Origin of the sequence: Azospirillum halopraeferens DSM 3675, assembly GCF_000429625.1 — a bacterium.
GTDB lineage: Bacteria > Pseudomonadota > Alphaproteobacteria > Azospirillales > Azospirillaceae > Azospirillum > Azospirillum halopraeferens.
Genome location: NZ_AUCF01000021.1, coordinates 90265 through 116209 on the forward strand (window position 1 = coordinate 90265; position 25945 = coordinate 116209).

Genomic DNA, 25945 nt, shown 5'->3' on the forward strand with positions numbered 1-25945 from the left:
AAGGGTGCCGTTGGTATAACCCCTTCGATCAATGCCAAGGCATTGATCTGCCGGGTTTCACGGCCGGAAAATGATGGAAGTGATCATTTTCCGGCCGTATTACTTGACCGCCCGCAGCACCACGCGGATCTCGCGGATGATGTTGTTTTGCGTCAACGCCAAATCCCGCAACTGTTCCCTGGTCACCTCGCCGGCCTGGAGCTTGCGGACCCAGTGCGCATCGTACTCCTGGCTGGCGTCCTCGATCTCGAAGTCGATGCCGTACATGAGGGCCAGCATGGTGTAGTTGGCGCGCGCGCGGATCCATTCCTCGTTGCGCTTGCGCGACATCATCTCGAAGGTCAGCCGGGTGAACGGGCGGACGTGGGTGGGGTCGGAATGGAAGGTGTCGTGCCGGTGGTGCGGCACATGGACCTCGAACCGGCCGCCGGGTTTGCAGATGCGGTACACCTCCCTGAGGATGGCGCCCAGGTCCTCGGCGGTGCGTCCGACGTGTTCCAGCACATGCTTGGCCAGGATGTAGTCCACGCAATCGCTGTCGAAGGGCCAGGGCGGGGACTCGATGTCCATCAGCACGTCGGGTTCGCAAGCCGTGAACTTGTCGACGTTGACGAAACCGTCCCGCTTGTCGAACCCGCAGCCGAGATTGATTCGCATACCGTTGCTCCGCACCAGGGTGATGGAACCGTTCTTCCCTGTTCTCCGGCGTTTGGCAACGGGTATCGGGAGATGGGCATGCGCCGGTCCGATCGTGACCACACCCCTGTGTTATCGTGTCGCGTTGACGTAACAGGATTGCACGGGCAGCTTGTTCGCATGCACAACAAACATGAACCATCCCTGGAGGATGTGCTCGGCAACCTCCGCTCTCTGCTGGAGGCGGAGCGGGAGGTTGCAGCGGATTGCCGCCCGGCCGCTCCCTATGCGATGGGGGGCGATCTGAACCACCAGCTCATCCGGCTGGAGCGGCTGCTGGCCGACGTGCTGGCCGGCCAGGCGGACCTGCGGCGGCGCCTGCACGCCATCGAGCAGGGGCGCACCGACGCCTCGCGGCTGGAAGACCTGGTGCTGCGGCTGATCGCCCGTCTGCCGCTGGCCGGGCTGGACACGGTGGCGACACCGGCGGTCGAAGCCGTCAATTGACGCACCCCTCCCATCGGTACGGCCGGCTTGCCAGATCCCCCGGCGGCCGCTTAGCTTGCTGCTGGTCATACCACGCAAACCGAGCCGAAGACCGGTCGAGGAGGGAACGTCATGTCCGTCGCCACCGCCACCCCGCGTCCCCCGAGCGCCGCGGCGCTGGATGAGCTGCGCGCCCTGCTGGGCGACCGCCTCAGCACCGCCGGCGCGGTGCGCGAGCATCACGGCAAGGACGAATCCTATCACCCCGTTTGCCCGCCCGATGCGGTCGCCTTCGCCCTGTCCACCGAGGAGGTGAGCGCGATCGTCCGCATCTGCGCCCGCCACCGGGTGCCGGTCATTCCCTTCGGCACCGGCACGTCCCTGGAGGGCGGGGTGGCCGCGCTGCAGGGCGGCGTCAGCGTCGACGTCTCGGGCATGAACGCCATCGTGCGGGTGTCGCCCGAGGATCTGGACGTCACCGTCCAGGCGGGCGTGACGCGCAAGCAGCTCAACGAGCATCTGCGCGACACCGGCCTGTTCTTCCCCATCGACCCCGGCGCCGACGCCTCGCTCGGCGGCATGGCGGCGACACGGGCCAGCGGCACCAACGCGGTGCGCTACGGCACCATGCGCGAGAACGTGCTGGGCCTCACCGTGGTGCTGGCCGACGGCCGCGTCATCCGGACCGGCGGGCGCGCCCGCAAATCGGCGGCCGGCTATGACCTGACGCGGCTGTTCGTCGGCTCCGAAGGGACGCTGGGGATCATCACCGAGGTGACGCTGCGCCTCTACGGCATTCCCGAGGCAGTGTCGGCCGCGGTCTGTCCGTTCCGCGACATCCGCGGCGCCGTCGATACCGTGATCCAGACCATCCAGTCCGGCATCCCCATCGCCCGGGTGGAATTTCTGGACGAGGTGCAGATCGACGCCATCAACCGGTACTCCAGGATGTCCATGGCGGTGGCGCCCACCCTGTTCTTCGAGTTCCACGGCACGGCCGCCGGCGTTCAGGAGCAGGCGGAGATGGTGGGCGCGCTCGCCCGCGAGAACGGCGGCATGGACTTCGAATGGGCCAGCCGGCCGGAGGACCGCTCCCGCCTGTGGGCGGCCCGCCACGACGCCTATTACGCCGCCATCGCCCTGCGCCCTGGCGCCAGGGGATGGCCCACCGACGTGTGCGTGCCGATCTCCCGCCTGGCCGATGCCATCCTGGAGACCAAGGAGGACATCGCCGCGTCCTCGATCCTCACCCCCATCGTCGGGCATGTGGGGGACGGCAATTTCCACCTGCTGTTCATCATCGATCCCGACCGGCCGGAGGAGATGGAGGAGGCCAGGCGCCTCAACGACCGTCTGGTGGAACGCGCCCTGCGCCTGGGCGGCACCTGCACCGGCGAGCACGGAATCGGCTACGGCAAGATGGATTTCCTGGAGCAGGAGGCGGGCGACGCCATCCTCACCATGGCTGCCATCAAGCGGGCGCTGGACCCGGACACCATACTGAATCCGGGAAAGGTGATCCGGGTGTAGACGGGACCGCTCCTCTCCCCGCGCTGCCGGGATCGCCTCTTGTCCGCGCCCCCGGTTGTGTTAAAGACTGGACGCGAGCCGCGTTGCGGCGCAACGACGCCCGCAGCCCGGGCGAGAGCTAGGGAAGGACACACAGGCAATGACCAATAAGAAGGGCTTCCAGGACGCGCCGCCGGACGAGGGGAGCGCGATGACCCCCGACCAGGAAAGCGCCATCCGCATCATGGCGAACAGCCTGCACCGTCTGAACGAAGCCGTCGTGAAGTGCGTCGACGCGGGCATCACGGTGGAGCTGATGCGCACCGCCCGCTACCACAACGAGTCGGGCAACTGGGGCGACCAGCTCACCCCCGTCATCCGCACGAAGTAAGCAGCACCGGTCTACGGCCCGCCGGTTCGCCCGGCGGGCCGCCTTTGCCTGAAGAACCGGGAACAGGTGCCCTCCCGGTGCGTTGGACCCTTGCGAGACGCGCAACGTCCGACGCAGAGGCGCCCCCCGCATGGCTCAGGTGTTTTCGCGCCGCGCCGACACGATCGCCCGGACGGTGATCGCCGTCGCGGTGCTGCTGGCCGTTCTGGCCGTGTTGCGCCTGGTCGGGATCATCCCGCCGGGTGCCTTCGCCGGCACCGCCGCCGCACCGCCGCAGCCGCGGCCCTTTTCCCATTTCCACCACGTGGCCGAGATCGGCATCGACTGCGCCTATTGCCACACCGGCGTCCACCGCGGCCCGGTGGCGGGGTTCCCGTCGGTGGAGACCTGCGCCGGCTGCCATCTGCCGGTGGAGCCGCGCCCCGACCTGCCGCCGCCCCTGGCGTGGAACCGGGTGGTGGACATGCCCGACCACGTGTTCTTCGACCACTCCGCCCACGTCACCGGGGGCATCCCGTGCGCCGCCTGCCACGGCGCGGTGGAGGAGATGGACAGCACCCGACAGGCGTTCCCTCTGACCATGGCGTTCTGCCTGGACTGCCACCGCACGGAGGCCGCGGCGCGCGGGCTTCCCCAAACCGCCCTCACCAACTGTTACGTGTGCCACCGCTGACATGACCCGTTCCCCTCGCCCCGCCCCCTGGCGCAGCCCGGAAGAGCGCGCCGGCCACCCGGACCGGCCCCCCCCCGTGCTGCCGGAGACCAGCCGGCGCGACGTGCTGCGCATCATGGGCGCCACCCTGGCGCTGGCCGGAACCGCCGGCTGCGACGGCTCCCCGCCGGAGCGGGCGATCCCCTACGCCGTGGCGCCGGAGGACGCGGTGCCGGGCGAGCCGCGCTATTACGCCACGGCGGTGACCCTGGACGGCTACGCCCAGCCCGTGGTGGCGGAAACCCACGAGGGCCGGCCCACCCGGCTGGACGGCAACCCGCGCCACCCGCTGGTGGAGGGCCGCATCGACGCCTTTGCCCAGGCCGCGGTGCTGGACCTGTACGACCCCGCCCGGTCCGCCGCGGTGTGGCACGCCGGCGCGCCGGTGAACGGGGACGCCTTCGACACGGCGCTGGCGGCGCTGCGCGCGGACTGGGCCGCGACGGCGGGGGAGGGGGTGCGGCTGCTGACCGGGCCGCTGACCTCGCCCACCCTGCTGCGCCGGGTGGCCGCGTTCCTGGAGGCGTACCCGCGGGCGCGCTGGCACGCGCACGCCCCGGTGGGGCCCTACGGCCGCCAGCGGGCGGTGGCGCTGGCGGCCGGGCGTCCCCTCGACCGGCGTCTGCGGCCGGAGCGGGCGGCCGTCGTCGTGTCCATCGGCGACGACCCGCTGGGGCCGGGGCCGGAGCAGGTGGCCTACGCCCGCGGCTGGAGCCGCCGCCGGCAGGGCGTGCGCGACGGCGACGCCGGGGCGCTGCGCCTGCTGGTGGCGGAGGCCACGCCGACCCTGACCGGTGCCGTGGCCGACCGCCGCTGCGTCGCCGACGCCGGCCGGCTGGCGCTGCTGGTGGGCGCGCTGGCGCACCGGCTGGGCAGCGCCGCGGCGCCGGCCGTCCCGCCGGAGCTGAGCGCGGCCGAAACCGCCTGGGTGGCCGAGGCGGCGTCCGCCCTGGAGGGGGCCGGCGGCCGCTCCCTGCTGCTGGCCGGGCCGGCGCTGCCCGACGACGCGCAGGCCCTGGCCCTGGTGTTGAACGCCGAACTGGGCAACCTCGGCGCGACGCTGGACCTGGTGGAGCCCATCGCCCCGCCGCCGCCCGACGGGGCGGACTCCCTGGCCGCCCTGGTGGCGGACCTGGAGGCCGGCCGGGTCACCGCCCTGATCGCGCTGGACGTCAACCCGGTGTACGCGTCGCCCGGCGACCTGGACGTGGCCGGCGCCCTGTCCCGCGCGGCGGTGACCATCCACGCCGGCCTCTACCGCGACGAAACCGGGGAGCGGTGCACCTGGCACGTCCCCCTGGCCCATGCCCTGGAAAGCTGGGGCGATGCCCGCGCCGTCGACGGCACGGTGACCATCCAGCAACCGATGCTGCGCCCCCTGTTCGGCGGGCGCCCGGCCGCCGCCCTGCTGGCGGCCCTGACGGACGGCGGCGAGGCCGGCGACGAGGAGGCGGTGCGCGCCACCTGGCGCGCCGCCTTCGGCGACGGGTTCGAGGCGCGGTGGGCCGAGGCCCTGCGGCTCGGCCACGTTCCCGGCAGCGCGCCGCCGTCGGTGGTGCCGGAGCGGCTTGCGGCTCCGCCGCCGTCCGCGGAGCCGGTGCCGCCGGGCGATGGCTACGACCTGCTGTTCCTGCCCGATCCCACGGTGTGGGACGGCCGTTTCGCCGCCAACGCCTGGCTTCAGGAGTTGCCCAAGCCGCTGACCAAGCTGTCGTGGGACGCCGCCGTCCTGGTGGCGCCCGCCCTTGCCGCCGGCCTCGGTGTGGAGACGGGCGGGCTGCTGACGGTGGCGGTCGGCGGGACCCGCCTCACCGCGCCGGCGTGGGTGATGCCGGGGCAGGCGCCGCGCACGCTGACGGTGATGCTGGGCCACGGCCGCGGCGCCCCGGCCGGGGTCGGGGCGGGGGTGGGCTATGACGCGTACACCCTGCGCCGTGCGGGTTCGCCGTGGCTTGTGCGGGGGGCGGCGGTGGAGCGGGCGGGCGGCACCGCCGGCGTCGTCACCACCCAGACGCACGGCCGCATGGAAGGGCGCGACATCATCCGCATCGTGGCACCCGGCGGTGGCGGCGGGCCGGAAACCATGGGGCGGGAGCAGCCGTCCCTCTACCCCGACTGGCCGTACGAGGGGCACGCCTGGGGGATGGTCATCGACCTGGACGCCTGCATCGGCTGCAACGCCTGCGTCATCGCCTGCCAGGCGGAGAACAGCGTGCCCGTGGTGGGGCGCAACGAGGTGGCGCGGCGGCGGGAGATGCACTGGCTGCGCATCGACCGCTATTACGACGGTGACGCCGCGAACCCGCGGACGCTGTTCCAGCCCGTGCCCTGCATGCACTGCGAGAAGGCGCCGTGCGAGATGGGCTGCCCGGTCAACGCCACGGTGCACGGCCCGGAAGGGCTGAACCAGATGGTCTACAACCGCTGCATCGGCACGCGCACCTGCGCCGCCTACTGCCCCTACGAGGTCCGGCGCTTCAACTATTTCGATTACGCGGCCCTGGAGCCGGAGGGGGCCATCCCCGTGCGCAACCCGGACGTGACGGTGCGCAGCCGCGGCGTCATGGAGAAGTGCACCTACTGCGTGCAGCGCATCAACGCCGCCCGCCGCGACGCCCGGCGCGAGGGGCGGGAGATCCGCGACGGCGACGTGCGCACCGCCTGCCAGGGTGCCTGTCCGACCGACGCCATCGTCTTCGGCGACATCAACGACCCCGGCAGCGCCGTCGCCCGGGCGCGGCGCAGCCCGCGCCATTACGCGCTGCTGGGCGAACTCGGCACCCGGCCGCGCACCACCTATCTCGCCCGCGTCGCCGATGAGCCGGACGGGGAGGGGGCGTGACCATGACCCGCCTGCTCGCCCTGCTGCTGCTGCCGGTCCTGGCCGCCTGCGACGACATGGAGCGGCAGGCGCGCCACGACCCGTACGAGCGGGCGCTGCTGCTTCCCGGCGGGCGGGTGGCGCAGCCGCCGGTCCCCGGCACCGTCCCGTGGGACGCCGCGCCCCGGCCCGGCCCGCCGCTGGTGACCGCCGCCCTGCTGGAGCACGGGCAGCGGGGCTTCGCCGCCTTCTGCGCCCCCTGCCACGGTCTTGCCGGCACCGGTGACGGCATGGCCGCCGGCCGCTTCGTGCCTTATCCGCCGAGCTTTCACGATGACGCCCTGCGCGCGGTGGAGCCGGCCCACGTGGTGCGGGTGATCACCGAGGGGGTGGGGCGCATGTACACCCATGCCCACCAGGTGGAGCCGGCGGAGCGCTGGGCCATCGCCTGGTACGTGAAGGCGCTGCAACGCCATTGGGCGGAGGGCGGCGTCGCGGTGGTGGCGGAGGAGGCGCCGGAGCCGGGGCGGATGACCGCGCTGCGCCGGGAGCGCCTGGAGCGCGAGCGGGCGGCCCGCACGCGCACACCCGCCGTCGCCGACCTGGAGCGGCTGGCGGACACCCTGGCCGCGGAGGCATCCCCGGCGTCGCCGTGACGGGTGCGCGGACCGGCTGCGGTCGTCCGATATGCCACAGGGCGATTCGGCAAAGGGCGTAACCCGATCGAGGCGGTTCGCGGTTGCCTCGGTCCCTGCGTTAATGGGCGGCCACATCGCCGGACGGACCCGTGCGTTCAATGGCTTCGGAGAGGATGTGAAGATGCAGCGTCAACGGGAGATCCTCATCGCCGAAGACGATCAGCACATCGCTGCGGCCCTGTGCGCCATCTTCGACGACTTCGGTCACCGCGTCGTCCGGGTCGTCGACACCGCCGAAGCCGCCATCCGCGCCGCCGTCGAGCGGCGCTTCGACCTGGCGGTGATCGACGTGTGGCTGGCCAACGGCTCCAACGGGCTGGTGGCGGTGGAGCGGCTGGCCGTCCGCCACCGCATCCCGGCCATCGTGTGCAGCGCCCACGCCCGTGCCGAGGAGTCCTTCGCCGCCGGTGCCGCCGCCTTTCTGGAAAAGCCGTTCTGCGTCGCCGACCTGGAGCGGGCGGTGGACGCCGCCCTGGCGCCGCCGGTGTGGACCGGTGCGCCCGCGGCCGGCATCACACCCGCCGCAGCGCCAGGAACATGGCACACCACACCCCGCCGACCGCCACCAGCGCGGCGATCGTGAGCAGCACCGGCACCGGCGCCCCGGTGCCGGACGGCAGGACCAGCCACGCCGCTTCCACCGCGCGGGCCGCCAGCACGCCGCCCGCCACCGCCTTCAGCGCCGCCGGGCTGTGACGCACCCGGCGCAGCGGCAGCACCACCACCGGCAGCACCGCCTGCAGCGCCACCACCGCCACCAGGGCCAGGCCCGGGACGCCGGTGCCACGGTCGAGGTACCAGGCCGCTTCGGCCGGCAGATCGCCCGACCAGGCGACGAGGTACTGCATGTAGGCGAGATAACTCCACACCAGCGCTCCTGCCAGCAGCATCCCCGCCAGCGCGTCCAGTTGGCGGGGCAGCGCGTGGTCAAGCCGGGCCCCCAGCATCGCGAAGGCGAACGCGGCGATGATCTGGTGGGCCATGAAGTACAGCCCGAACTGCGAGGCGTTGAAGGCGGGATCGCGCGACAGCACCCAATCGACGCCGGCCACGGTGGCGGTCAGCGCGTACACCACCAGCCCCACCGCCGCCGCAGCGCGGCCGGTGGACCGGCGCACCCAGACGTACAGGGCCGCCCACAGCACGACCACCGCCACCGTGCGGGCGATGAAGAAGGGCGTGTTGAGGTACAGGGCGCGCACGGGGTTGTCCGCCTGCCACTGCGGCGCCGCCCAGGGATAGACCAGCGGCAGCAGCAGGAGCAGCGGGACGAACAGCAGCGCCGTGGGCACCAGCGTCCGCCCCGCCGCGGCGAGGGAGCGGTCCATCACCAGCGCCCAGCTCTCGCCGCCGAACAGGCGCGCCCCCATCATCAGGGCCAGCGCCCCGGCCGGCAGCACCCCCCACAGGCTGAGCGCCGCAAGGTAGCCGGCTGCCGCCGCCCCCGGCGCCTCCGCCCCCAGGGCCAGCAGGGCCGCCGTCGCCGCCACCCCCGCGGCCAGGGCCGGGAACGCCAGGCCGCTCATCGCGGCACCTCGCCGATCCACACGGCGTCCAGGCGGGCCAGCAGGTCACGGGTGGCGCGGGGGTCGTAGCGGGGGTCGTCCGGCTCCACCGCCAGCAGGAAGCCGGTGCCGCGGCTGCCGCCGAAGCGCTCCGCCTCGAACAGCGGGTGGTGATAGCGGGGCAGGCGGGCCAGCACCAGCAGCGCCAGCAGGGCCGTCAGCGTCGCCCCGGCCACGCCGATCTCGACCGCGGGCAGGGCGAAGGCGGTCCAGGCGTCCAGCGGCCGGCCGCCGACGTTCAGGGGATAGTCCACGGCGTTGGTGTACCATTGCACCGCCAGCCCGGCGACCAGCCCGGCGATGCCGCCGGCAGCGGTGATGCGGCCGAGCGGCGGCGGCCGGACGGCGAGCACCCGCTCCAGCCCCTCCACCGGGAACGGGCTGTACGCGTCGAACGACCGGTAGCCGTCGTCGCGCAGCCGCTGCGCCGCCGCCAGCAGGGCGTCGGGGTCGCGGAATTCCGCCAGCAGGCACGGCGGGCCGCTCCGCTGGCCGGTGTCGTTTGGCATGGCGGTTCTCCCGGGGGTCAGTGCAACGCTCAACGCCGCGCGGCGGCGATGGTTTCCCCGCTCACCGCCGGGCCAGCGCCGCCGCCCCCAGCATCAGCCCGGCCGCCACCGCGGCGCCGGTGGCGGCCAGCGCCAGGCGCGCCGTGGACGCGCGGGTGTAGTGGCCGGGCAGGGACTCGCGGAACGGGCCGTCGACGGCGTGCACGCCGGGAACCGTCTCGTACAGGTTGTCGCGGTAGTGGGCCGGCAGGGGCTCGCGGCGGAACTGGCCGTCCCACGCGCGCCGGGCGAGGATGCGGTCCATCAGCGCCGGCGCCACCATCTGGCCCAGGATGGTCTGGAAGGTGGACTTGCCCACCCACAGCTCCCGCCCGCCGTGTTCGGCGGCCCACACCACGGCCCGCGCGGCGCGGTCGGGCGCCAGGGTCGGGCCGGCCGGGGCGGGGCGGCGGCGGAAGCGGGTGCGCGCCCACTGGAACTGCGGCGTGTTCATGGCGGGCATGTGGACGACGGTCAGGCGGATGCCGGCGTTCTCGTGCAGCAGCTCGCAGCGCAGGCTGTCGGTGAAGCCGACGATGGCGTGCTTGGCCCCGCAATAGGCGGATTGCAGCGGGATGCCGCGGTAGGCCAGGGCCGAGCCCACCTGCACGATGGTGCCGCGGTTGCGCGGGCGCATGCGCCGCAGCGCCGCCATGGTGCCGTGGACATAGCCGAAATAGGTCACCTGCGTCACCCGGTGCAGCTCCTGCGGTTCCAGCGCGTGGACGGGGGAGAAGGCGGTGGCCATGGCGTTGTTGACCCACACGTCGATCGGCCCGAACGCCGCCTCCGCGGCGGCGGCCGCACCGTCGACGGCGTCGAAGTCGGCCACGTCGGCGGGCAGGGCGACGGCGCGGCCGCCCAGCCGTTCGACCTCGCGCCGGGTGTCCTCCAGGGCGTCGGCATCGCGGGCGATCAGGCCGATGCGGGCGCCGCGGCGGGCGAACGCTCTTGCGACGGCGCGCCCGAGGCCGGCGGAGGCTCCGGTGATGACGACGGTGGGGTCGGGTCTCATGGCGGTCGCTGCTCCTGTTGCCGGGGCCGGGGTTGCCATGGGTAAACCCGCCGCCGCGCTTCCGGTGCCCGCGGAACCCGCCGATTCCGGTGCCGTTGTCGGCAGGGAACCCATGACCGAGCCCATCAACGAGGAGGTGCCGCATGCCCGGACCCATCGGCAAGACGCGCTGGGCCATCGCCGAAGGCTACATTCCCGGCTGGAGCCACGGCCCGGCCCCGGCGATGGAGAGCCACGAGGCGGTTTGCATCCTGAACGCCGGCGACGAGGAGGCCAACATCCGGATCACCGTCTATTACGCCGACCGGGAGCCCGCCGGCCCCTACCGCTTCACCGTCCCCGGCCGCCGCACCGCCCACCTGCGCTTCAACGACATGACCGACCCCGAGCCGATCCCCCGCGAAACGCCCTACGCCAGCGTCATCGAATCGGACCGTCCGGTGGTGGTCCAACACACCCGCCTGGACAGCCGCCAGGCGGAGAACGCCCTGCTCAGCACCCTGGCCTACGCGGCGGAATAGACCCGGCGCCGGCCCTTCCCCGCGATGCGGGGGAGGGCCGGTGGTCGTGTCTCAAGCTCTCCGCCGCCCCCGCGCGGGGGTGACACTCAGCGGCCATGTCCTTGTTGAACGGTATTATGGCGCAAACGCCACCAGCACTTAGATAGCGAAGCGTATTCCCGGCCGGTATCCTCGTCACTTTCCCACACCGCGACGAGTCTACCATGGGCGACACCTACGTCATCTCCGGCCTGACCACCAAGCGCGCCGAAGTCTCGGGCATCATCGCGGACCTTGAGAAGCGCATCGCCCAGCACCGGGCCGACTTGGTGCACATCGACGCCGTGCTTCGGCTCTACGCCCCCGAGGTGGAGCCCGAGAGCATCGCACCCAAAGCCGTCCGCAAGCGCAACGACTGGTTCAAGCCCGGCGAGTTGTCCCGCATGGTGCTGGACATCCTCCGCATCGCGCCAGCGCCGATGACGGGGAAGGAGATCGCCGCCGAGGTGATGCAGCGCCGCGGGCTCGATGCCAGGGACGCGCGCACCGCCCACCTCGTGGGGAAGCTGGTACACAACGTCTGCACACGGCATGCGGCGGATCTCGTGGAGCGCGCCGGGGATGGGAAGGTCGCGGCGTGGAGGGTCGCACGTTAATCATTTGATTGTGCGCAAATGGGAAATCAGATGACTGCTCGCTTGAATAAATGCTAGCCTTTGGTTTTTGTCTGAGGCTGTTTGCTAAAATCTATATAGAAATTCTCGTCGATAGGGGCTATCAGAAAGTCTCTTTCGATATTTTGGCTAGATCCGCTGGCAAGACTCGACGTACCCGCTTTCCGTTTTGGAAGTAGGTCAGAGCGCTTTACATACCTATTCTGGTCGTTCCTTACCTTGTCCATGAAAACCTAAACCTTAGTTAGCACCTAGGAACTTTTGGATCTCCTTTTCAGGAAACGTCGCCTTGCACGCTGCCATGACACGAGTCCGCTTGCCGGAAGCTCCTGTCTTGTAACAGATTGACTCACCGTTACGTTTCACGGTGAGCGCCATCGAAGTTCCGTTTTCGTTCTTCTCCCACACTCTTGTATCAGGAGACTCGGTCAGGCGCCAGTCCAAAGTGCTCCCGTCAACGTCAGCAAGCGCGTTGGCCACGTCGAGAGCCGACTGATACCGCTCAGCCGGATCAACTTCCAAGCATTTCTTTACAATGCTCCTTAATTTGTTCGGGATATGTGGCGCAAAGCATTTGCGGTCAGGGAACTTCCCTGCAAGCAAGTCTTGCTGGAAAAGTACTCTGTCCATCACGTCACCCACCACATACCGCGAGAATTGGGCACGAAAGACGGCGTTCCCGTTGCACATTCTGTACAATGTTAGGCCGAATTGATAGATATCAAAAGTTCGGTCGAACTCGTTCTGGCGCGTTGCCTCCGGCGGGATCATCGGAGTGTAATGACGCTGCTGGTAAGCTACGCCATTCAGATCTATCTGCTTAGATTTCCCGAAGTCAGAAATAAGTGCCTCGCCTCTATCAGACAGCAGAATGTTATCAGGCTTAACATCAAAATGCACAAGCCCTTTTGAGTGAATGTTGTGTAAGCCGCTAAGCACTTGGCAGCCAGCGGTTACTATTTCTCGGACAGTCATGTGCCGGCCCGTAATCAGACCTTTTACGGAGCCGCGCCGGTAGTATGGCATAGCCAAATAGATGTGATCAGCGTCCTGGCAGGCGTAGTGGATTTGTACAACATTTGGGTGAGCGCTGGCATAGAGCGCCTTTGACTCATCAAAGAAATTGTCTGGAGATCGAAGGCTAGCCTTTAAGAGCTGCTTTGTGACGATCTCGGCATCTAATTGATGGTCACGCGATATGAAAGTGCGGGAGTTTCTTCCATCGCTCCCGATCTCAGATATTATGTCAAACGTTAACTCAGCTTTGTTATAAGGCTTAAGCATTTACTGCCGCCATAGCGCAGAGTATCGCTTCCCGCTCAGATTGGCCTAGCTCCCCCCAATTCTCCACCTCAAAGTCTCTTTCTCCATTCACCAGCACTTTGAAATCAGTCCTCGGAATGCCCAAGCGAGATGTTATTGAAGATATGTGGCCTACGTAATAGCCGGTTAATTCGCTGCTGGCGAACGCCTCCTGTATTACGCCCTCCATCTGAATTCGCCTGATATCCGGGTTCTGGGCGTTTGGCTCGCATGCGCGTATGCCAGCTTTTGAAACCCGGAACTCGCGCAAAACATCGAGAAGATTGCTGCGCAAATACTTTAAAGCGTCCGGAGCCGCGAACGCGGCCGGAATTTTAATTTCTTCGATGTTAATGATCTCGCGCGAGTCAGAGTCGTAGATTGCGAAGGTGACTGTCTTTGGGGCAGCGCGAATGCCAATAGTAATCACCTAAACCTCCAGCTCTCCCCCGGAACGCACATCCGAAAGGGTATGCTGCGAAGCGAATGAATTACAGCGGGAAAATTGCCGCTGGCCATGCAGAGAGGACGGCCTAGGCCGCAGCCTTGCGCTGCCAGTAGCCGGTGAAGTCCACCGACTGCGCCAGCTTGGCGGCGCGGCCCGCCACGAGGCGGAACAGCTCGCCATTCGACCGGCGACGGTGATCCTCACGCCACGCCATCTCACCAGCGTAGCGGGCCAGATAGGCGCCGCTGATGTGGTGGTGCTGGCCCCATTCGGCGCGGCGCAGGCGGGAGAAGAACGACTCCGCCATGTTCGTGCACGCGCCGTCGAGGCTGTAGGCTTCCGAGTGGTTGATGCGGTGCATGGTGAAGCGGGCGTGCAGCGCGTCCCAGGAGCGGGCCTCGTCCGCATGAACGGCGGTGCCGCGGGCCACCCGGTTCGCGATGAAGCCGGTAGCCTCGTCCTCGGAGCGGAACACGGAGGTGACGGTGCGCCCGTCGCGCTCACGGATCGCCACCACCACGCGGCGCTTGCCGTTCTGGTTGACGGCCTTGCGGCGATCCCGGCGGTTCTCCTTGTGGTTGGCCGGCTTGACGTAGCCGCCCACATGACAACCGTCGATCTCCACCGCCGCACCTTCACCACCGACGACGAAGCCCCGCGTTTCGGTGGCCATCGCCTCGCGCAGCTTGTGGCACAGGACGAACGCGCTCTTGTAGGACAGGTCCAGGTCGCGGCCGAGCTGAAGGGCGCTGATGCCCTTAACCGCGTTCACGAACAAAACGACGGCGGCCAGGTACACGTTGATCGGCTGCTTGTGGTAGGCGAACAGCGTGCCGCTGGTCGGGCTGAAGTCCTTCCGGCAATCCTTGCAGCGGTAGCGCGGGTGCGTGCTGCGCGACACGTCGTAACTGGTCAGCGAGCCGCAGTGCGGGCAAACCGGCTGGCCATCGGTGTTTTCCCAACGGATGCGGCAGAAGACGGCCCATGCCTCCTTTTCCTCCATGCGCAGCACGCTGCGGAGCGAGATGCTCCGTGCGGCTGCGGAAAGGAGGAAGTGCTGGGACATCGTTGCGCGCCATCGCGTGCGTTACTGATGTAACGTATATAATGGCATCGCCGTCTTGTTGTCAATGGCATTTGTAACGCCTATGATGGCATCGGCACCGATTATGGAGGCGCGGATGCGAACAGAGGACGAATGGGCCGATCTGGTGAAGCGGCTGCTGCGCGCAGAGATGACGCGCCGGGGCGTGACCTATGAGGATCTGACGGAGAAGCTGGCCGGCATCGGCGTGCACGACACGGCGGTGAACATCCGCAACAAGGTAGCCCGCGGGAAGTTTACCGCTGTGTTCCTGGTCCAATGCCTAGAAGCAATCGGGTGCAAGACGCTTGCCCTGACAGTGGACTGAATGGGGCGGCCGAAGCCGCCCCGGTTGGAGGTTGGCGACTTGTTAGCGCTTGTCGCTCTTGGGCTTCTCACCCTTGGGCTTGAAGCGGTACAGACCCCCGCGGGGGTGGTAGATCCGCTTGCCGTTCCGGGTGATGTAGCGGGTGTAGACGTAACCGTCGTCCGAGTGGGCGACCTTCATAGCAGTGTCCTCGGGGTCTTCGATCTTGCAGTTACCCCGCGGAATGACTAGACTCGTTCTGCTACGAGGAGCCCGCTTCCTTGAGGCACAGCTTTCCCAGGCGCCCCAAGCCTGGATCGCTCTGCATTTCGAGTGGGTGCCCACCACGGCCCGTTCCTGATCCATGCTCGCCAGCGGGAAATCAGGAACGGGCCTTCTCGTATCTGCCCCGAGCGCCGGTGGGCTCGAACGTCGGGGCCGCAACTCTTCTGGCCATCGCACTCCTTTCGATAAACGCGCAGACCGATGCGGCGCGTATAAGCCGTATACGCGTTAACGCGGCACGCATCAAGAACAAAGTTGACCTATACGTGGGAGCGATATACGTTAGGCGCATTCGGATAGCGGAGGCAAGACAATGGCAAACGACGTTCAGCGGGTACGAAGCCCCCGCTACCCGTCAATCGGGCTACCTGACGCACTTGATCTGCTGGGAAAGGTGTATAAAAAAAACCATACATACGCGGTTCCAAAAGAAGCCGTGATTAAGGCCATGGGTTACTCTACCGTTAACGGCGCATCTGCTACGGCGCTTGCCACTCTAATGCAGTATGGCCTGATGGAGAAGGCCGGTCACGACTATAGGATCTCGGGTGTTGGGCTATCGATATTGGAGCCGCATGGCGCCGATGAGAAGCCGAGGGCACTTAGGGCCGCGGCAGAGGCGCCGAGCCTTTTTGCGGAATTGCTGAACGCGTATCCTGGCCCCCCGCCTGGGGCTGACCTTCTACGCGCCTACCTTGTTAGGAAGGGGTTTACCCCAGCTGCCATACCGCAGGTAATTCGGTCATTTCTGGACACGCTAGAACTTGTTAGGCGCGAGTCGGCAGGGTATAATTCCGAGTCGCCACCCCAGCAGCGCGAGGAACCAGTGCGCGCCGAACCTGTTCAGCCCAGCATGGCGCCCCAACCGATGTACTCCCCGCCGCCGCCAGCAGGCCCAGCGGCGGATCTTGAACTCAACGAGCCGAACCTGAGCATCCGCGGCGGACAGGTTCGGATCGAAGCTTTGCTGGATTTCGATGGCCTCACGCAGCTTGAAGAGCAGATCAAGGCACTTAAGCTGCTGATGAAGCCGAAGGCGTCCACTCGCCCAACGCCTCCCTCCGAGCCGAACTAGCGCCGCTGGGGCGAGGCGCTATGCTCCACCTATTCCATTGCGCAAGCCCCGGCCTGTTGACCGGGGCTTCGCCATTTCTGGAGGGGCGGCTTGGTGGCGTTTGCGCCATAATACCGTTGTTGAAGCCCATGTCGTTTCAACCCACACCCCCGCGCGGGGGGTGACGCCGGCGGAGTGCAGGCCACCGCCCAGCACGGTGCCGTTTCAACCCACACCCCCGCGCGGGGGGTGACGCACCATCGATCACACCGATCCATCCGAAAGGGAGTTTCAACCCACACCCCCGCGCGGGGGGTGACCACTGGAATTTGCGCTTGCATAGCGCATGCGTATTCGTTTCAACCCACACCCCCGCGCTGGGGGTGACCGGCGCTATTGGGCGGGCGGCGTGGTGTTCCTGGACGTTTCAACCCACACCCCCGCGCTGGGGGTGACGGTAATCGGCCCCGGCCTTGCGCAGCGCGCGTCGGTTTCAACCCACACCCCCGCGCTGGGGGTGACCCGGCGCCGGACGCCCCGCCAACGCCGCCACACGCGTTTCAACCCACACCCCCGCGCTGGGGGTGACTCGAGCATGGACTCAAGGTGCTGACCGATGCCGGCGTTTCAACCCACACCCCCGCGCGGGGGGTGACCCTCCGCGCGCACCTCCGCCGATCTGAACTACAGGTTTCAACCCACACCCCCGCGCGGGGGGTGACAGATGACCGACGCGCTGCCCGGCTGGAGGTCGCCGTTTCAACCCACACCCCCGCGCGGGGGGTGACTGCCTCACTCTATCCACTTGTCCAAGAAGCCGAAAGGGGGCCGGTTGCGCGAACCTCGCCGCGGCGGACGCCGCGGGGTGGGGCGGCGGCGGTGGCTCGGCATGAGAATGGTGATCTTACAACGGGTTGCGGGGTGCGCGAAAGGGGCGGGGTTTTGGCGTGTGCCGGGGGTTCGCGCACACCTCAGAAGACCAGGGGGCCGTTCAGGTCCAGGGCCGGCTTGGCGCCCACATGCTCGATGCGGCGTTGGGCGTCGGCGCCGAGGTGGTAGAAGCGCAGGCTGTCGGTGGCCGGGTCGATCTCGGCGATCAGGCGGGCGCGCAGGGCGGTCCATTGGGCGGGGTCGACCTCGCATTCGAACACCGAAAGCTGCACGCGCTGGCCGACGTCCCGGCACGCCTTGGCCACGCGGCGCAGACGGCGGCGGCCGGCGGTGGTTTCGGTGCTCACGTCGTAGGTGATCAGCATCAGCATGGGCGGTGCTCATTTCCACACGAACGGGGGATAGCCGCCCGGGTCGCCGCGCAGGTGGCGGGCCAGCAGTTGCGCCTGCACGAACGGCAGCAGGCCGAAACTGACCTTCTCGTCGAGGAAGGGGTGGACGATCTCGTCCTTCTTGCGGTCCTGATAGGCGGTCAGAACCGTCCGCCGCGCGTCGTCGTCCAGCAGCACGGCGCCGTTGCCGGGGCGTCGGAAGTCCTTCGGCCCCACCTGGCGGCGGTTGATCAGCGACAGGGCCACGCGGTCGGCGAGAACCGGCCGGAACTCCTCCATCAGGTCCAGCGCCAAGCCGGCGCGGCCCGGCCGGTCGCGGTGCAGGAACCCCACCTGCGGGTCCAGCCCCACCGATTCCAGCGCCGAGCGGCAGTCGTGCCCGAGCATGGCGTAGAGAAAGGACAGGAGCGCGTTGGGGGCGTCCAGCGGCGGCCGGCGGCTGCGGCCGGAAAAGCGCATGGCCGGGTCGTCGTGGCGGATCAGCCGGTCGAACACCCCGAAATAGGCGGCGGCCCCGTCCCCCTCGTGGCCGCGCGCCTCGTCCACGCCGGCGGCAGCGGCGGCGCGGCGGGCCACGTCGCCCAGCCGGCGCTGCGCCTCCTCCAGGCGGTCGCGGCCGTCACCGTCGGGGGCCGCGCCGTGGTCGCGCAGGGCGCGCCGGATGACGGTGCGCTGGTTGGCCGTCTTGGCCGCGACGATGGCGCGCACCACCGGCAGGCAGGCGTCGGGATCGTCGGCCATACGGTACTGGCGCCGGCGCAGCAGCACGTTGCCGCTGCACGGCCCCTCGACGCGGGCGAGGAACCGGCCGTGTTCGGACAGGAACGAGACGGCGACGCCCAGCTCCGCGCAGTACCCCATCAGCGGCGGCGACAGGCCGACGCGGCCGAAGCAGACCACGCCGCCCATCATGTGGATGGGCACCCGGCCGCGCTCCGCCCCCTCCACCTCCACCACGATGTTCTCGCCGTCCTTGCGCAGCCAGGACCCTTCCGTCGTCACGAACAGCGTGTTCAGGTGGCGCCGCATCGCATCACTCCTCGCCCGGATCGGCCAGCCGCTCGGCCAGCCATGCGGCGACCGGCGGCGGCCGGGTCAGCCGCTTGGGCCGGCACGCCTCGGCCAGGGAACAGGCGCCGCATTTGCGCGCCTCGTAGACCGGCGGCGGCGTGCGGCCGTCGCGCAGCAGCGCCCGCACCGCCGCCGCGGTGTCCTCGGTCAGCCGGCGCAGGCCGGCGTCGAAGGCCACCGGAACGCGCCGCCGCGTCTCGCCATAGAACAGGGCACCCTCGGGCACCGGCGTCCCGGTCATCTCCTCCAGGCACAGGGCCTGAGCGCAAAGCTGCACCTCGTCGGCGCGGTGGGCCTTGGGCCGGCCGCGCTTGTACTCCACGGGGAAGGGGCGGCGGCCGGGCGGGTGGAACTCCACCGCGTCGGCCACCCCGGCAAGGCCGAGGCGGGCGGAGCGCAGGGGCAGCGCCCGCACCGTCTGCACCCCGCCGCGCTCGTCCCGGCCGCCGGCGTCGACCTGCTCGTGCAGCAGGCGGCCCTCCGCCGTGAAGCGATTCTCCGCCCACTGCCGCTCCACGTGGATCAGCGCGCACTGGCGCGGGCAGTAGAGGTCGTGCTGCAACGCCGACAGCGGGACGGGATCGTCATCCTCCTCCATCGCGCGCTCCCCCCTTGCGTCAGAACCGCTCCACGATGGTCACGCCCGCGGGCAGGTCGGTGCGGTCGACGCTCACCGCATAGTCCTCGAAACGGCGGGCCGGGGGCAGGTTGTGCAGGCCGGGGCCGGTGAGGTCGTAGCCCTGCCCCCGGAAGCGCCGGGCCACCGTGACGCGGCGGAACAGAGCGGTGGCGGAGGCGTTGCCCAGCGCCCCGTCGTGGCGGAAGACGATCAGGCGGCGGCTGCCCATCTCGCCGCGGGCGGCGGAGCGGTCGTGGTCGAACATGCGCTCCAGCGCCGTCCACAGCACCTCCAGGTCGCCGTCGTCGAAGCCGGTGCGCTCCGCCAGCTTGGCGGAGATGTAGCCGTGGGCGCGGTAGAGGCCGTAGGGCACCACGTGCTTGCGCCCCATGGTGCGGTTGTCGCGCCGCTCGTCGCCCTGCGCCGGCTCTTCCCCGTCCTTGCGGGCCTTCGCCTCCTTCTCCGAGGTGGCGGCCATGCGGGTGATGGAGATTTCCAGCGGCAGGATCGGCTCCACCGACTGGGCGAAGGACATCTGCACGGGGCCGCGCACCTGGCCGCAGTTGATGCCCGTGCTCATCACCGCGCCGAAGGTGCGCACGTCGAAGTAATTGTCGCACATGAAGCGACGCACCGCGGTTTCCTCCGCGTCGGTCTTCGGCGACAGCTTGGGCGACGTCTTCACATCCGCGTCGTCGGGGCGCACGGCCGCGTACGCCTTCCGGTGCGTCTCGTTCAGGATGGCGCCTTCGCGGACATAGACGTCGTAGCGCGTCTCCCCCTCGTGGAACAGGGTGACGAAGTTGCGGATCTTGCGCTTCAGGCAGACGTCGGTCACCAGCCCGTGGTTGGTCTCCGGGTCCAGGCGCGGCAGGTTGCCGGCGTCGGGGTCGCCGTTGGGGTTGCCGTTGGTCACGTCGAACAGCAGGACGAACTCGTGGCGGTTGGCGATGGCGGTCATGGCGGTCACTCCGGATCGGCGGCGGCGAGGTCTTCGGGGGTGTCGGATTCGGCGGCGGTCGCCTTGGTGCCGTAGCGCTGGTGGTAGTAGCCGACGGCGAAGCGGCCCTGGTCCTCCAGCCGCAGGTGGCGGGGCAGGGTCATGTCCAGCGCCCCCATGATGTCGCCGATCTCGCGTTCGAACCACACGGCCAGGCCGCCGGTGCGGCTGTCCTTGCGCAGCACGGCCAGATGGTGGTTGGCGTTGCGCAGCAGCAGCGGGAACACGCTGGCCGGCGTCGCCGAGGCGGCGCCGAAATAGCGGTCGCGGATGCTGGCGTTGACCCGCCCCAGGGCGGCGCGCTGGACTCCCTCCAGCACGGCGAACAGCCGCCCCAGCCGGTAGGCCGGGTCGGTCTGGTTGCGGTCGAGGCTCACGGGCACCTCCTTCGCTTCGTAAGTGGACGCGTCGAGCCCGCGCGCCTCGCGGTCGCGGCGGATGCGGACGTCGCGCTGGATGACGGCCTTGCAGATGGCGGCGCGCGCGCCGGTGATGGGGTCGCCGGCGCGGATGCGCCGGATCACGGCGGCCAGCAGGGCGCGGGGGTAGCGCCCGCCGGTCAGCACGGCGCGCACCAGCTCGCCCCCCAGCAGCGGCGGGATGTTGTCCGCCTTCTCCTGAAGGGCGGCGGGGAACAGCAGGGCACGGACCGCCGGCGGACCCTTCCAGGGGGACGGGTCGATCTTCAGGTCCGCCCAGTGGTCGTGCAGCCGCGCCGCCAGGTCGCGCAGCGTCGTCCGGTGCCAGAAGCGCACCGACAGGCGGGCGGCGTTGGGGGCGAGGCCCAGGATGTGGAAGCGGGTGCCGGGATCGAACTCCGGGTCGATCTCCTCCACCGCGCGGCCGGCGGCGATCTGCTCCAGCGCCTCGCGCAGCTTGCGCGTCTCCTCCGCGTCGGCGCGGGCCTCGGCACGGGCAACGCGCGGGTCGTCGGGCGGGCGCGGCGGCTCCAGCGCGGCGTGGACCAGCGCCTCGGCGCGCTGCGCCTTCTCCTCGCCGGCCGCGGCGTCGGCCCAGAACGCGGTGGAGGCGTCGGCGATCTGCACCCGGTTGCGGCTGTCGCGGTCCAGCAGGTGGTTCAGCGCCACGCCGTAGTTGCGCGCCGCCATCTCCGACACCGGCGCGTTGTCCCCCTGCTCCTTGCCGTAGGAGGTGAAGGCGTCGAGGTTGAAGGACACCAGCGAGGCGCCCGACGTCCGGGCGCCCCACACCCCCTTGATCGCCGGGTGCAGCCGCGCCACCGGGCCCGTCAGGCCGCTGACGAGGCACATGCCCTGTGCGCCGCCGTGACCCGCCCGGTGCCGCTCCCACACCAGCCGGGCGGCGGGCCGGTCGTGGACGAAGCGGGGGCGGCCACGCTCGTCCCGGTCGCCGTCGAGACGGAAGACCAGGTTCTGGTCCATCATCTCCGCCGTGAAGGGGGATGCGGCGACGGCCTCCGGCGTCCGGATCCGCAGGAAGGCCAGCACCGCCCGCAGGCCGTCGTCGTCGGTGTCGGCCAGGAGGCGTTCGTGGAACTCGCGAAAGGCGGCGGCGTGGGCGGGATAGTCCGCCACGCCGGTGCCGCCCTTGGCCGTGCCGATGCCCAGCACGTACTTGCTGTTGTCCCACAGGAAGAAGGGCGGCGGCTTGGTGCCGGAGCGCTTGGCCGACTCCGGCACGGTCATCCGCCGGCCGGTGCGCTTGCGCCCGTCGCCGGTGCGCAGGTCGAGGACCGCCACGGGTTCCCCCGCGTACGACAGGGTGATGGCGAAGCCGATGGTTTCGGTGGAGAAGCCGACGGGGGCGACGTCGCCGCGCGCCTCCAGCCGGCGGTAATGGGCGTCGAGGGCGGACAGGATGGTCACGACCGCACCTCCGCGTCCGTCAGGGGCGGGACGTCCAGCACGCCGTTGCGCAGGGCGGCCCGGAAGAACAGCGACTCGCCGCCGCCGTCATGGTTGATGTCCAGCAGCATCCAGCCGAGATCGCGGTCGCGCTGGTCGTCGGGCAGGGCGTGCGGCGGCACCGCCCCCTCCAGCAGCTCGAAGTCGGCCGGGAACTCGCGGGTGCCCAGGCAGGGCTGGTGGAAGCACTGGCCGGCCGCCGCCCGGCGGTTGAACATGTCCAGGTGCTTGCCGGGGTTGTCGTCGGGGCCGGCCTTGGGCGTCAGGGTGAAGTGCGCCTCGATGACGTAGTCGACGTGGACCAGGATGGTGGCGGCGCGCTGCTGCCGGTCGGCCGCGGCGTCGTGGTGCAGCCCGTCGGGCGTGCCCGCCTTCATGGCCCGGCGCACGTTGGCCACGGGCACCTTGTGCCCCACCTCGTTGCGCCGGATCGATTGGAAGCGGATCGGCGCCAGCACATGGATGCGGTCGATCGCCCAGCGGATCGCCGGCTTCCAGTGGATCGCCTCCAGAATGCCGCGCGCCGCCGACGGGGTGATCACGTCGTAGGACACGCGCTCGACCTTCATCTCGGGCCGCGTGAAGCAGGCGCGCGGGCCCGACACGCGCAACTTGATGCCGTACGGCATGGGCGGTGGCCTCCGGACGGTTGGGAGGATTGGCGGCTGATGATTGTGCATCTACCGAGATGCGGCAAGGATCATTGGTCTCTCTTTGAGAGAGTTTCCCCCGATCATTCACCCACTATCTGCGCGATGTCCCTTCCCCGGCTCCGCCGGGAGAGGAAGATGTTGACGGCAATCGGGTCAGAACAGCCCGCGCTCCACCGACCGGTACTCCGGATCGTCCCAGTCCAGGCCGCTTTCGGTGTCGTAGAGGTCGCCGTTGTCCAGCACGACGAACTGCTCCCCGAACCGGTCCGGCCGCACGGGGTGGGCCGCGCCGGCGCGGAGCAGGCGGTCGCGGGCGCTGCGGGGGATCTGGACGAGATAGGGTTGCAGGCCGCGGGCGATGGCCCCGGGCAGGGGGGCGTGGTCCAGGCGGTCCAGCAGGGCCGCGATCTCCGCCGCGGCCGGGCCGTAGGGGACGATCACCGGAAGCTGGGTGTCCGCGATGATGCGGAAGGCGGCGGCGATGTCGGCGTAGGGAATGTCCAGGCTGCGATCGCATTCCAGCAGGGCGGCGAGGATGCCCTTGTGTCCCCCCACCTCGGCCGAGTCGAGACGGCAGGTCCCTTGGCGCCAGTTGCCGGCGCGCTGCCAGTAGACGCGATCGAAGTACGCGTGCAGCACGTCCAGGCCCAGCGGGTCGGCGTCGCCGGCGATGCGCAGGATGTCCCGCGCGGCGTCGATCAGGGGTTTCAATTCGCCGGGCGGCTCGTGGCCCTCGTCGGGGGCGGGCTCGAAGATGAAGACCCGGCCGCCCTCGCGGCCGAGGTGGCCGTGGCGGTTGCAGCGGCCGGCGGCCTGGGCGATGGAGTCGAGGCCGGCAAAGGCGCGGTAGACCACGGGGAAATCCACGTCCACCCCCGCCTCGATCAGCGAGGTGGCGACCAGCAGCACCGGGCGCTTGTGCACGAGGTCGTCGCGCACCGCCGCCAGCACGGCGCGGCGGTGGGCGGCGCACAGGGCGGTGGTCAGCAGGCGCGCGCCGGGGGCATGGCGCCGCTTCAGCGCGCGGAACAGGTCACGGGCGTGGCGGCGGTTGTTGACGATCACCAGCGCCGTGCCGTCCTTTTCGAGCCGGTCGGCCAGGTCCTCGACACCCAGCGGTTCGGGGCAGCGGGTGACGGTGACCCGCTTCAGCTCGTCGTGCAGCTCTTCCGGGTCGGGGGCCAGTTCGCGCACATCCTCCAGCCCGTCGTCGAAGCCATCCTGCGCGCGCACCGCCGGCTGGGTGGCGGTGCACAGCACCACCGAACAGCCGTAGTCGGCGGCCAGCGTGCGCAGCGCTTCCAGGCAGGGGCGCAGGAAGGGCAGGGGCAGGGTCTGCGCCTCGTCCAGCACGATGACCGAGCCGGCGATGTTGTGCAGCTTGCGGCAGCGGGCGGGGCGGGCGGCGAACAGGCTTTCGAAGAACTGCACGGCGGTGGTGACCACCACCGGGGCGTCCCAGTTCTCCGCCGCCAGGCGCAGCTTGGCGCCGCCGTCCCGCGCCTCGTCGTCGGTGCCCGCACCTTTCGCGGCGGCAGGGCCGGGGTCGAAGGCGCTGTGGTGCTCCAGCACCGCATCGTCGCCCAGGGCGGCGCGGAAGACCTCGGCCGTCTGCTCCACGATGGAGGTGAAGGGGATGACGTACAGCACGCGGCGCAGGCCGGGGTGGCGGGCCGCGTGCTCCAGCGCGAAGGCGAGCGAGGTCAGCGTCTTGCCGCCGCCGGTCGGCACGGTCAGCGAGAACAGGCCGGGCGGCAGCGCGGCCTGCGCCACCACCGCGTCCAGGACGCGGGCGCGCAGGGCGTTGACCGGGCTGAGCGGCCGGTCCGGGGCGGGCCGCATCGCGGCGAGGCGGGGGGCCAGCCGGTCGCGCAGCATCGCCGGCGTGAGGGGCGAGCCGCGCTCCACCTCCCCGCCGTCCTGCGACCGGTAGAAGCGCTCCGTCTCCAGATAGTCGGCGTCGACCAGGCAGGAGAACAGCATGCGGCCCAGCAGGGAGGCGGCCAGCGGCGCCGAATCGGGGTCGCGGCGGCGGGCGGCCAGCGCCTTCCCGACGGCGTCGGCCGCCGGCGGGTCGATGCCGGCGGGCAGGCGGGGGGCGGCCGTACCCTTCAGCCGGTCCTTCAGCGGCGTCGGGCCGGCACCGGGACGGCTGGCGTTGGCCAGACCGGCGTGATGGCCGGCGATGCCGAAGGCCAGCAGCCGCCCGTCGGTCCGGCCATAGCGCTCCACGGCCAGCACGGCCCCGGCGGCGGAATGGTCGGGGCTCTTGCCCGTGCCGCGGATGTACGCCTGGAAGGCGGGCGCCGCCTTGCCCAGGTCGTGCAGCAGCCCCATGGCGCGCGCCGGCTCGGCGCAGCCGAACGGGGCGGCGAAGGCCGCGGCGCGCCCGGCCACCGCGTACAGATGGTCGGCCAGCGGTTCCCAGGTGCTCTCGTCACGGTCGCGCACGGTGTGGGCGTACAGCGGGGATGCGGGCATCGGCGGTCCGGACGTCGCGCGGGGGTGGCGGACGATGGTCGCCGAAGGAGGGATGGATGTAAAGCGCCCCTTCCCCTGAGCGCCGATCAGGGCGGCGTTGCGTCGTCCGCCGGGATCAGCAGGCGGGCGCAGATGGCGCGGGCCTCGTCGAAGGGCGCCACGGCGTGGTCGTGGACCAGCAGGCTGTCGCCGAACACGAAGGAGTAGAAGAGATGGGCGCGGGCGAACGCCTCCTGCGGCGACAGGCCCATGGCGGCGAACAGGTCGGACACGCAGGCCAGACGCTCCCGGTCCACCGCCGCGACCGCGGCCCTGGCCTGCTCGTCGTGGCGGGCCCAGTCGCGCACCGCCAGTTCGATGGCCATGCCCCGGGGGTTGCCGCGGTCCATGTAGAGCGACAGCAGCGTGCGCAGCCGCTCCGGCGGGGTGGCGCCGTCCAGGCGGGTCTGCGCCTTGATCGCCTCGATGCGCCGCTCCCGCCACGACTCCAGCATCGCCGCGGTCAGCGCCGCCCGGTCGCGGAAATGCCAGTAGAAGCTGCCCTTGGTGACGTGCAGGCGCTTGGCCAGCACCTCCACCCGCACCCCCTCCACCCCGTCCCCGGCCAGGGCGGAGAAGGCGGCCGACAGCCACGCGTCACGGGTCTTGGCCTTCGCCGCCACGGTCGGGTCATCGGTCGTCATGGGAAACTCCGTTCCGGTCCACGCCCTCCCCCGGCCGGGACCGGGGGAGGGCCGGGATCACCGTAGCGCCCCGGTCAGCTCCGGCACCAGCTTGAAGAGGTCACCCACCAGGCCGTAGTCGGCGACCTGGAAGATCGGCGCCTCCTCGTCCTTGTTGATGGCGACGATGACCTTGCTGTCCTTCATGCCGGCCAGGTGCTGGATGGCGCCGGAGATGCCCACGGCGATGTACAG

Annotated in this window: 28 protein-coding genes and 1 CRISPR repeat array; of the genes, 11 read left to right on the top strand and 17 right to left on the bottom strand. The window is 70.0% G+C overall.

Annotation, left to right across the window (positions count from 1 at the left end; translation table 11 throughout):
* Positions 1–99: 99 nt before the first annotated feature.
* A complete protein-coding gene (locus tag G472_RS0118710; RefSeq protein WP_029009594.1) occupies positions 100–657 on the bottom strand; it encodes a class I SAM-dependent methyltransferase in 558 nt (185 codons plus the stop codon).
* A gap of 159 nt (positions 658–816) precedes the next feature.
* Between G472_RS0118710 and G472_RS0118715 the strand changes: the two genes are divergently transcribed.
* The 7 genes from G472_RS0118715 to G472_RS0118745 all read left to right on the top strand — a co-directional run bounded on the left by G472_RS0118715 (position 817) and on the right by G472_RS0118745 (position 7836).
* Complete coding sequence (locus tag G472_RS0118715) at positions 817–1143, top strand: hypothetical protein (protein WP_029009595.1); 327 nt, start codon at positions 817–819, stop codon at positions 1141–1143.
* 111 nt (positions 1144–1254) lie between these two features.
* A complete protein-coding gene (locus G472_RS0118720; RefSeq protein WP_029009596.1) occupies positions 1255–2652 on the top strand; it encodes an FAD-linked oxidase C-terminal domain-containing protein in 1398 nt (465 codons plus the stop codon).
* 139 nt (positions 2653–2791) lie between these two features.
* On the top strand, positions 2792–3022 hold the full coding sequence (locus G472_RS0118725) for an SMc00767 family acetate metabolism repressor (protein ID WP_029009597.1): 231 nt from the start codon (positions 2792–2794) through the stop codon (positions 3020–3022).
* Positions 3023–3152: 130 nt separating this feature from the next.
* Positions 3153–3695 (top strand): cytochrome c3 family protein, encoded by a 543-nt coding sequence (locus G472_RS34210; protein ID WP_051341010.1) that lies wholly within the window; start codon positions 3153–3155, stop codon positions 3693–3695.
* A gap of 1 nt (position 3696) precedes the next feature.
* Positions 3697–6576, top strand: coding sequence for a 4Fe-4S dicluster domain-containing protein (locus tag G472_RS40645; RefSeq protein ID WP_156927174.1), 2880 nt, complete (start codon positions 3697–3699; stop codon positions 6574–6576).
* A 2-nt stretch (positions 6577–6578) separates the two neighbouring features.
* Positions 6579–7211: a c-type cytochrome gene (locus G472_RS34220; protein ID WP_051341012.1), complete on the top strand. Its 633-nt coding sequence runs from the start codon at positions 6579–6581 to the stop codon at positions 7209–7211.
* Between the two features lie 163 nt (positions 7212–7374).
* Positions 7375–7836, top strand: coding sequence for a response regulator (locus G472_RS0118745; RefSeq protein ID WP_169732833.1), 462 nt, complete (start codon positions 7375–7377; stop codon positions 7834–7836).
* Here the strand turns inward: G472_RS0118745 and G472_RS34225 are convergent.
* From G472_RS34225 to G472_RS0118760, 3 genes are all read right to left on the bottom strand, one after another.
* A complete protein-coding gene (locus G472_RS34225) occupies positions 7766–8779 on the bottom strand; it encodes a hypothetical protein (protein WP_051341013.1) in 1014 nt (337 codons plus the stop codon). The genes G472_RS0118745 and G472_RS34225 overlap by 71 nt on opposite strands.
* Positions 8776–9327: a DUF3341 domain-containing protein gene (locus tag G472_RS0118755; protein ID WP_051341014.1), complete on the bottom strand. Its 552-nt coding sequence runs from the start codon at positions 9325–9327 to the stop codon at positions 8776–8778. Before G472_RS0118755 ends, G472_RS34225 begins: the two co-directional genes overlap by 4 nt.
* Before the next feature lie 61 nt (positions 9328–9388).
* Positions 9389–10381, bottom strand: a complete 993-nt coding sequence (locus G472_RS0118760) for an SDR family oxidoreductase (RefSeq protein WP_029009600.1) — start codon at positions 10379–10381, stop codon at positions 9389–9391.
* 143 nt (positions 10382–10524) lie between these two features.
* Here G472_RS0118760 and G472_RS0118765 point away from each other — a divergent pair, with 143 nt between their 5' ends.
* Positions 10525–10902: a sensory rhodopsin transducer gene (locus tag G472_RS0118765; RefSeq protein WP_029009601.1), complete on the top strand. Its 378-nt coding sequence runs from the start codon at positions 10525–10527 to the stop codon at positions 10900–10902.
* 203 nt (positions 10903–11105) lie between these two features.
* A complete protein-coding gene (locus tag G472_RS34230; RefSeq protein WP_051341015.1) occupies positions 11106–11537 on the top strand; it encodes a hypothetical protein in 432 nt (143 codons plus the stop codon).
* A 258-nt stretch (positions 11538–11795) separates the two neighbouring features.
* On the opposite strand, the gene G472_RS38235 is transcribed toward G472_RS34230, so the two are convergent.
* The 3 genes from G472_RS38235 to G472_RS0118775 all read right to left on the bottom strand — a co-directional run bounded on the left by G472_RS38235 (position 11796) and on the right by G472_RS0118775 (position 14371).
* A complete protein-coding gene (locus G472_RS38235; RefSeq protein WP_084536761.1) occupies positions 11796–12839 on the bottom strand; it encodes a serine/threonine-protein kinase in 1044 nt (347 codons plus the stop codon).
* Positions 12832–13287 (bottom strand): hypothetical protein, encoded by a 456-nt coding sequence (locus G472_RS38240; RefSeq protein WP_084536762.1) that lies wholly within the window; start codon positions 13285–13287, stop codon positions 12832–12834. Before G472_RS38240 ends, G472_RS38235 begins: the two co-directional genes overlap by 8 nt.
* A 103-nt stretch (positions 13288–13390) precedes the next feature.
* On the bottom strand, positions 13391–14371 hold the full coding sequence (locus tag G472_RS0118775; protein WP_029009602.1) for an IS1595 family transposase: 981 nt from the start codon (positions 14369–14371) through the stop codon (positions 13391–13393).
* 115 nt (positions 14372–14486) lie between these two features.
* On the opposite strand from G472_RS0118775, the gene G472_RS0118780 reads away from it, so the two are divergent.
* A complete protein-coding gene (locus G472_RS0118780) occupies positions 14487–14717 on the top strand; it encodes a DUF6471 domain-containing protein (RefSeq protein WP_029009603.1) in 231 nt (76 codons plus the stop codon).
* A 42-nt stretch (positions 14718–14759) separates the two neighbouring features.
* Here the strand turns inward: G472_RS0118780 and G472_RS39495 are convergent, their stop codons facing one another.
* Complete coding sequence (locus G472_RS39495) at positions 14760–14897, bottom strand: hypothetical protein (protein ID WP_169732834.1); 138 nt, start codon at positions 14895–14897, stop codon at positions 14760–14762.
* Positions 14898–15294: 397 nt separating this feature from the next.
* Here G472_RS39495 and G472_RS38935 point away from each other — a divergent pair, with 397 nt between their 5' ends.
* The gene (locus G472_RS38935; RefSeq protein ID WP_156927175.1) at positions 15295–16056 is read left to right on the top strand and encodes a hypothetical protein; all 762 of its coding nucleotides are present in this window, start codon (positions 15295–15297) and stop codon (positions 16054–16056) included.
* A gap of 133 nt (positions 16057–16189) precedes the next feature.
* Positions 16190–16823: a CRISPR direct-repeat array (repeat unit 32 nt; unit sequence GTTTCAACCCACACCCCCGCGCGGGGGGTGAC).
* 183 nt (positions 16824–17006) lie between these two features.
* Here the strand turns inward: G472_RS38935 and cas2 are convergent.
* The 9 genes from cas2 to G472_RS34235 form a co-directional block, all read right to left on the bottom strand.
* Positions 17007–17297, bottom strand: a complete 291-nt coding sequence (gene cas2 / locus G472_RS0118790; RefSeq protein ID WP_029009604.1) for a CRISPR-associated endonuclease Cas2 — start codon at positions 17295–17297, stop codon at positions 17007–17009.
* 9 nt (positions 17298–17306) lie between these two features.
* Entirely contained in the window at positions 17307–18347 is a 1041-nt protein-coding gene (gene cas1c, locus G472_RS0118795) for a type I-C CRISPR-associated endonuclease Cas1c (RefSeq protein ID WP_029009605.1), read from the bottom strand.
* A gap of 4 nt (positions 18348–18351) precedes the next feature.
* A complete protein-coding gene (gene cas4 / locus G472_RS0118800) occupies positions 18352–18987 on the bottom strand; it encodes a CRISPR-associated protein Cas4 (protein ID WP_029009606.1) in 636 nt (211 codons plus the stop codon).
* A gap of 19 nt (positions 18988–19006) precedes the next feature.
* Positions 19007–19969 (bottom strand): type I-C CRISPR-associated protein Cas7/Csd2, encoded by a 963-nt coding sequence (gene cas7c / locus G472_RS0118805; RefSeq protein ID WP_029009607.1) that lies wholly within the window; start codon positions 19967–19969, stop codon positions 19007–19009.
* Between the two features lie 5 nt (positions 19970–19974).
* Complete coding sequence (cas8c, locus tag G472_RS0118810; protein ID WP_029009608.1) at positions 19975–21855, bottom strand: type I-C CRISPR-associated protein Cas8c/Csd1; 1881 nt, start codon at positions 21853–21855, stop codon at positions 19975–19977.
* Positions 21852–22523: a type I-C CRISPR-associated protein Cas5c gene (cas5c, locus tag G472_RS0118815; RefSeq protein ID WP_029009609.1), complete on the bottom strand. Its 672-nt coding sequence runs from the start codon at positions 22521–22523 to the stop codon at positions 21852–21854. The genes cas8c and cas5c overlap by 4 nt, the downstream gene beginning before the upstream one ends.
* 177 nt (positions 22524–22700) lie before the next feature.
* On the bottom strand, positions 22701–25028 hold the full coding sequence (locus G472_RS0118820) for a CRISPR-associated helicase/endonuclease Cas3 (protein WP_029009610.1): 2328 nt from the start codon (positions 25026–25028) through the stop codon (positions 22701–22703).
* An 86-nt stretch (positions 25029–25114) separates the two neighbouring features.
* On the bottom strand, positions 25115–25711 hold the full coding sequence (locus G472_RS0118825) for a TetR/AcrR family transcriptional regulator (protein ID WP_084536763.1): 597 nt from the start codon (positions 25709–25711) through the stop codon (positions 25115–25117).
* A gap of 57 nt (positions 25712–25768) precedes the next feature.
* Positions 25769–25945 (bottom strand): electron transfer flavoprotein subunit alpha/FixB family protein (locus tag G472_RS34235; RefSeq protein WP_035692998.1); only part of this gene is annotated, 177 nt, incomplete at its 5' end.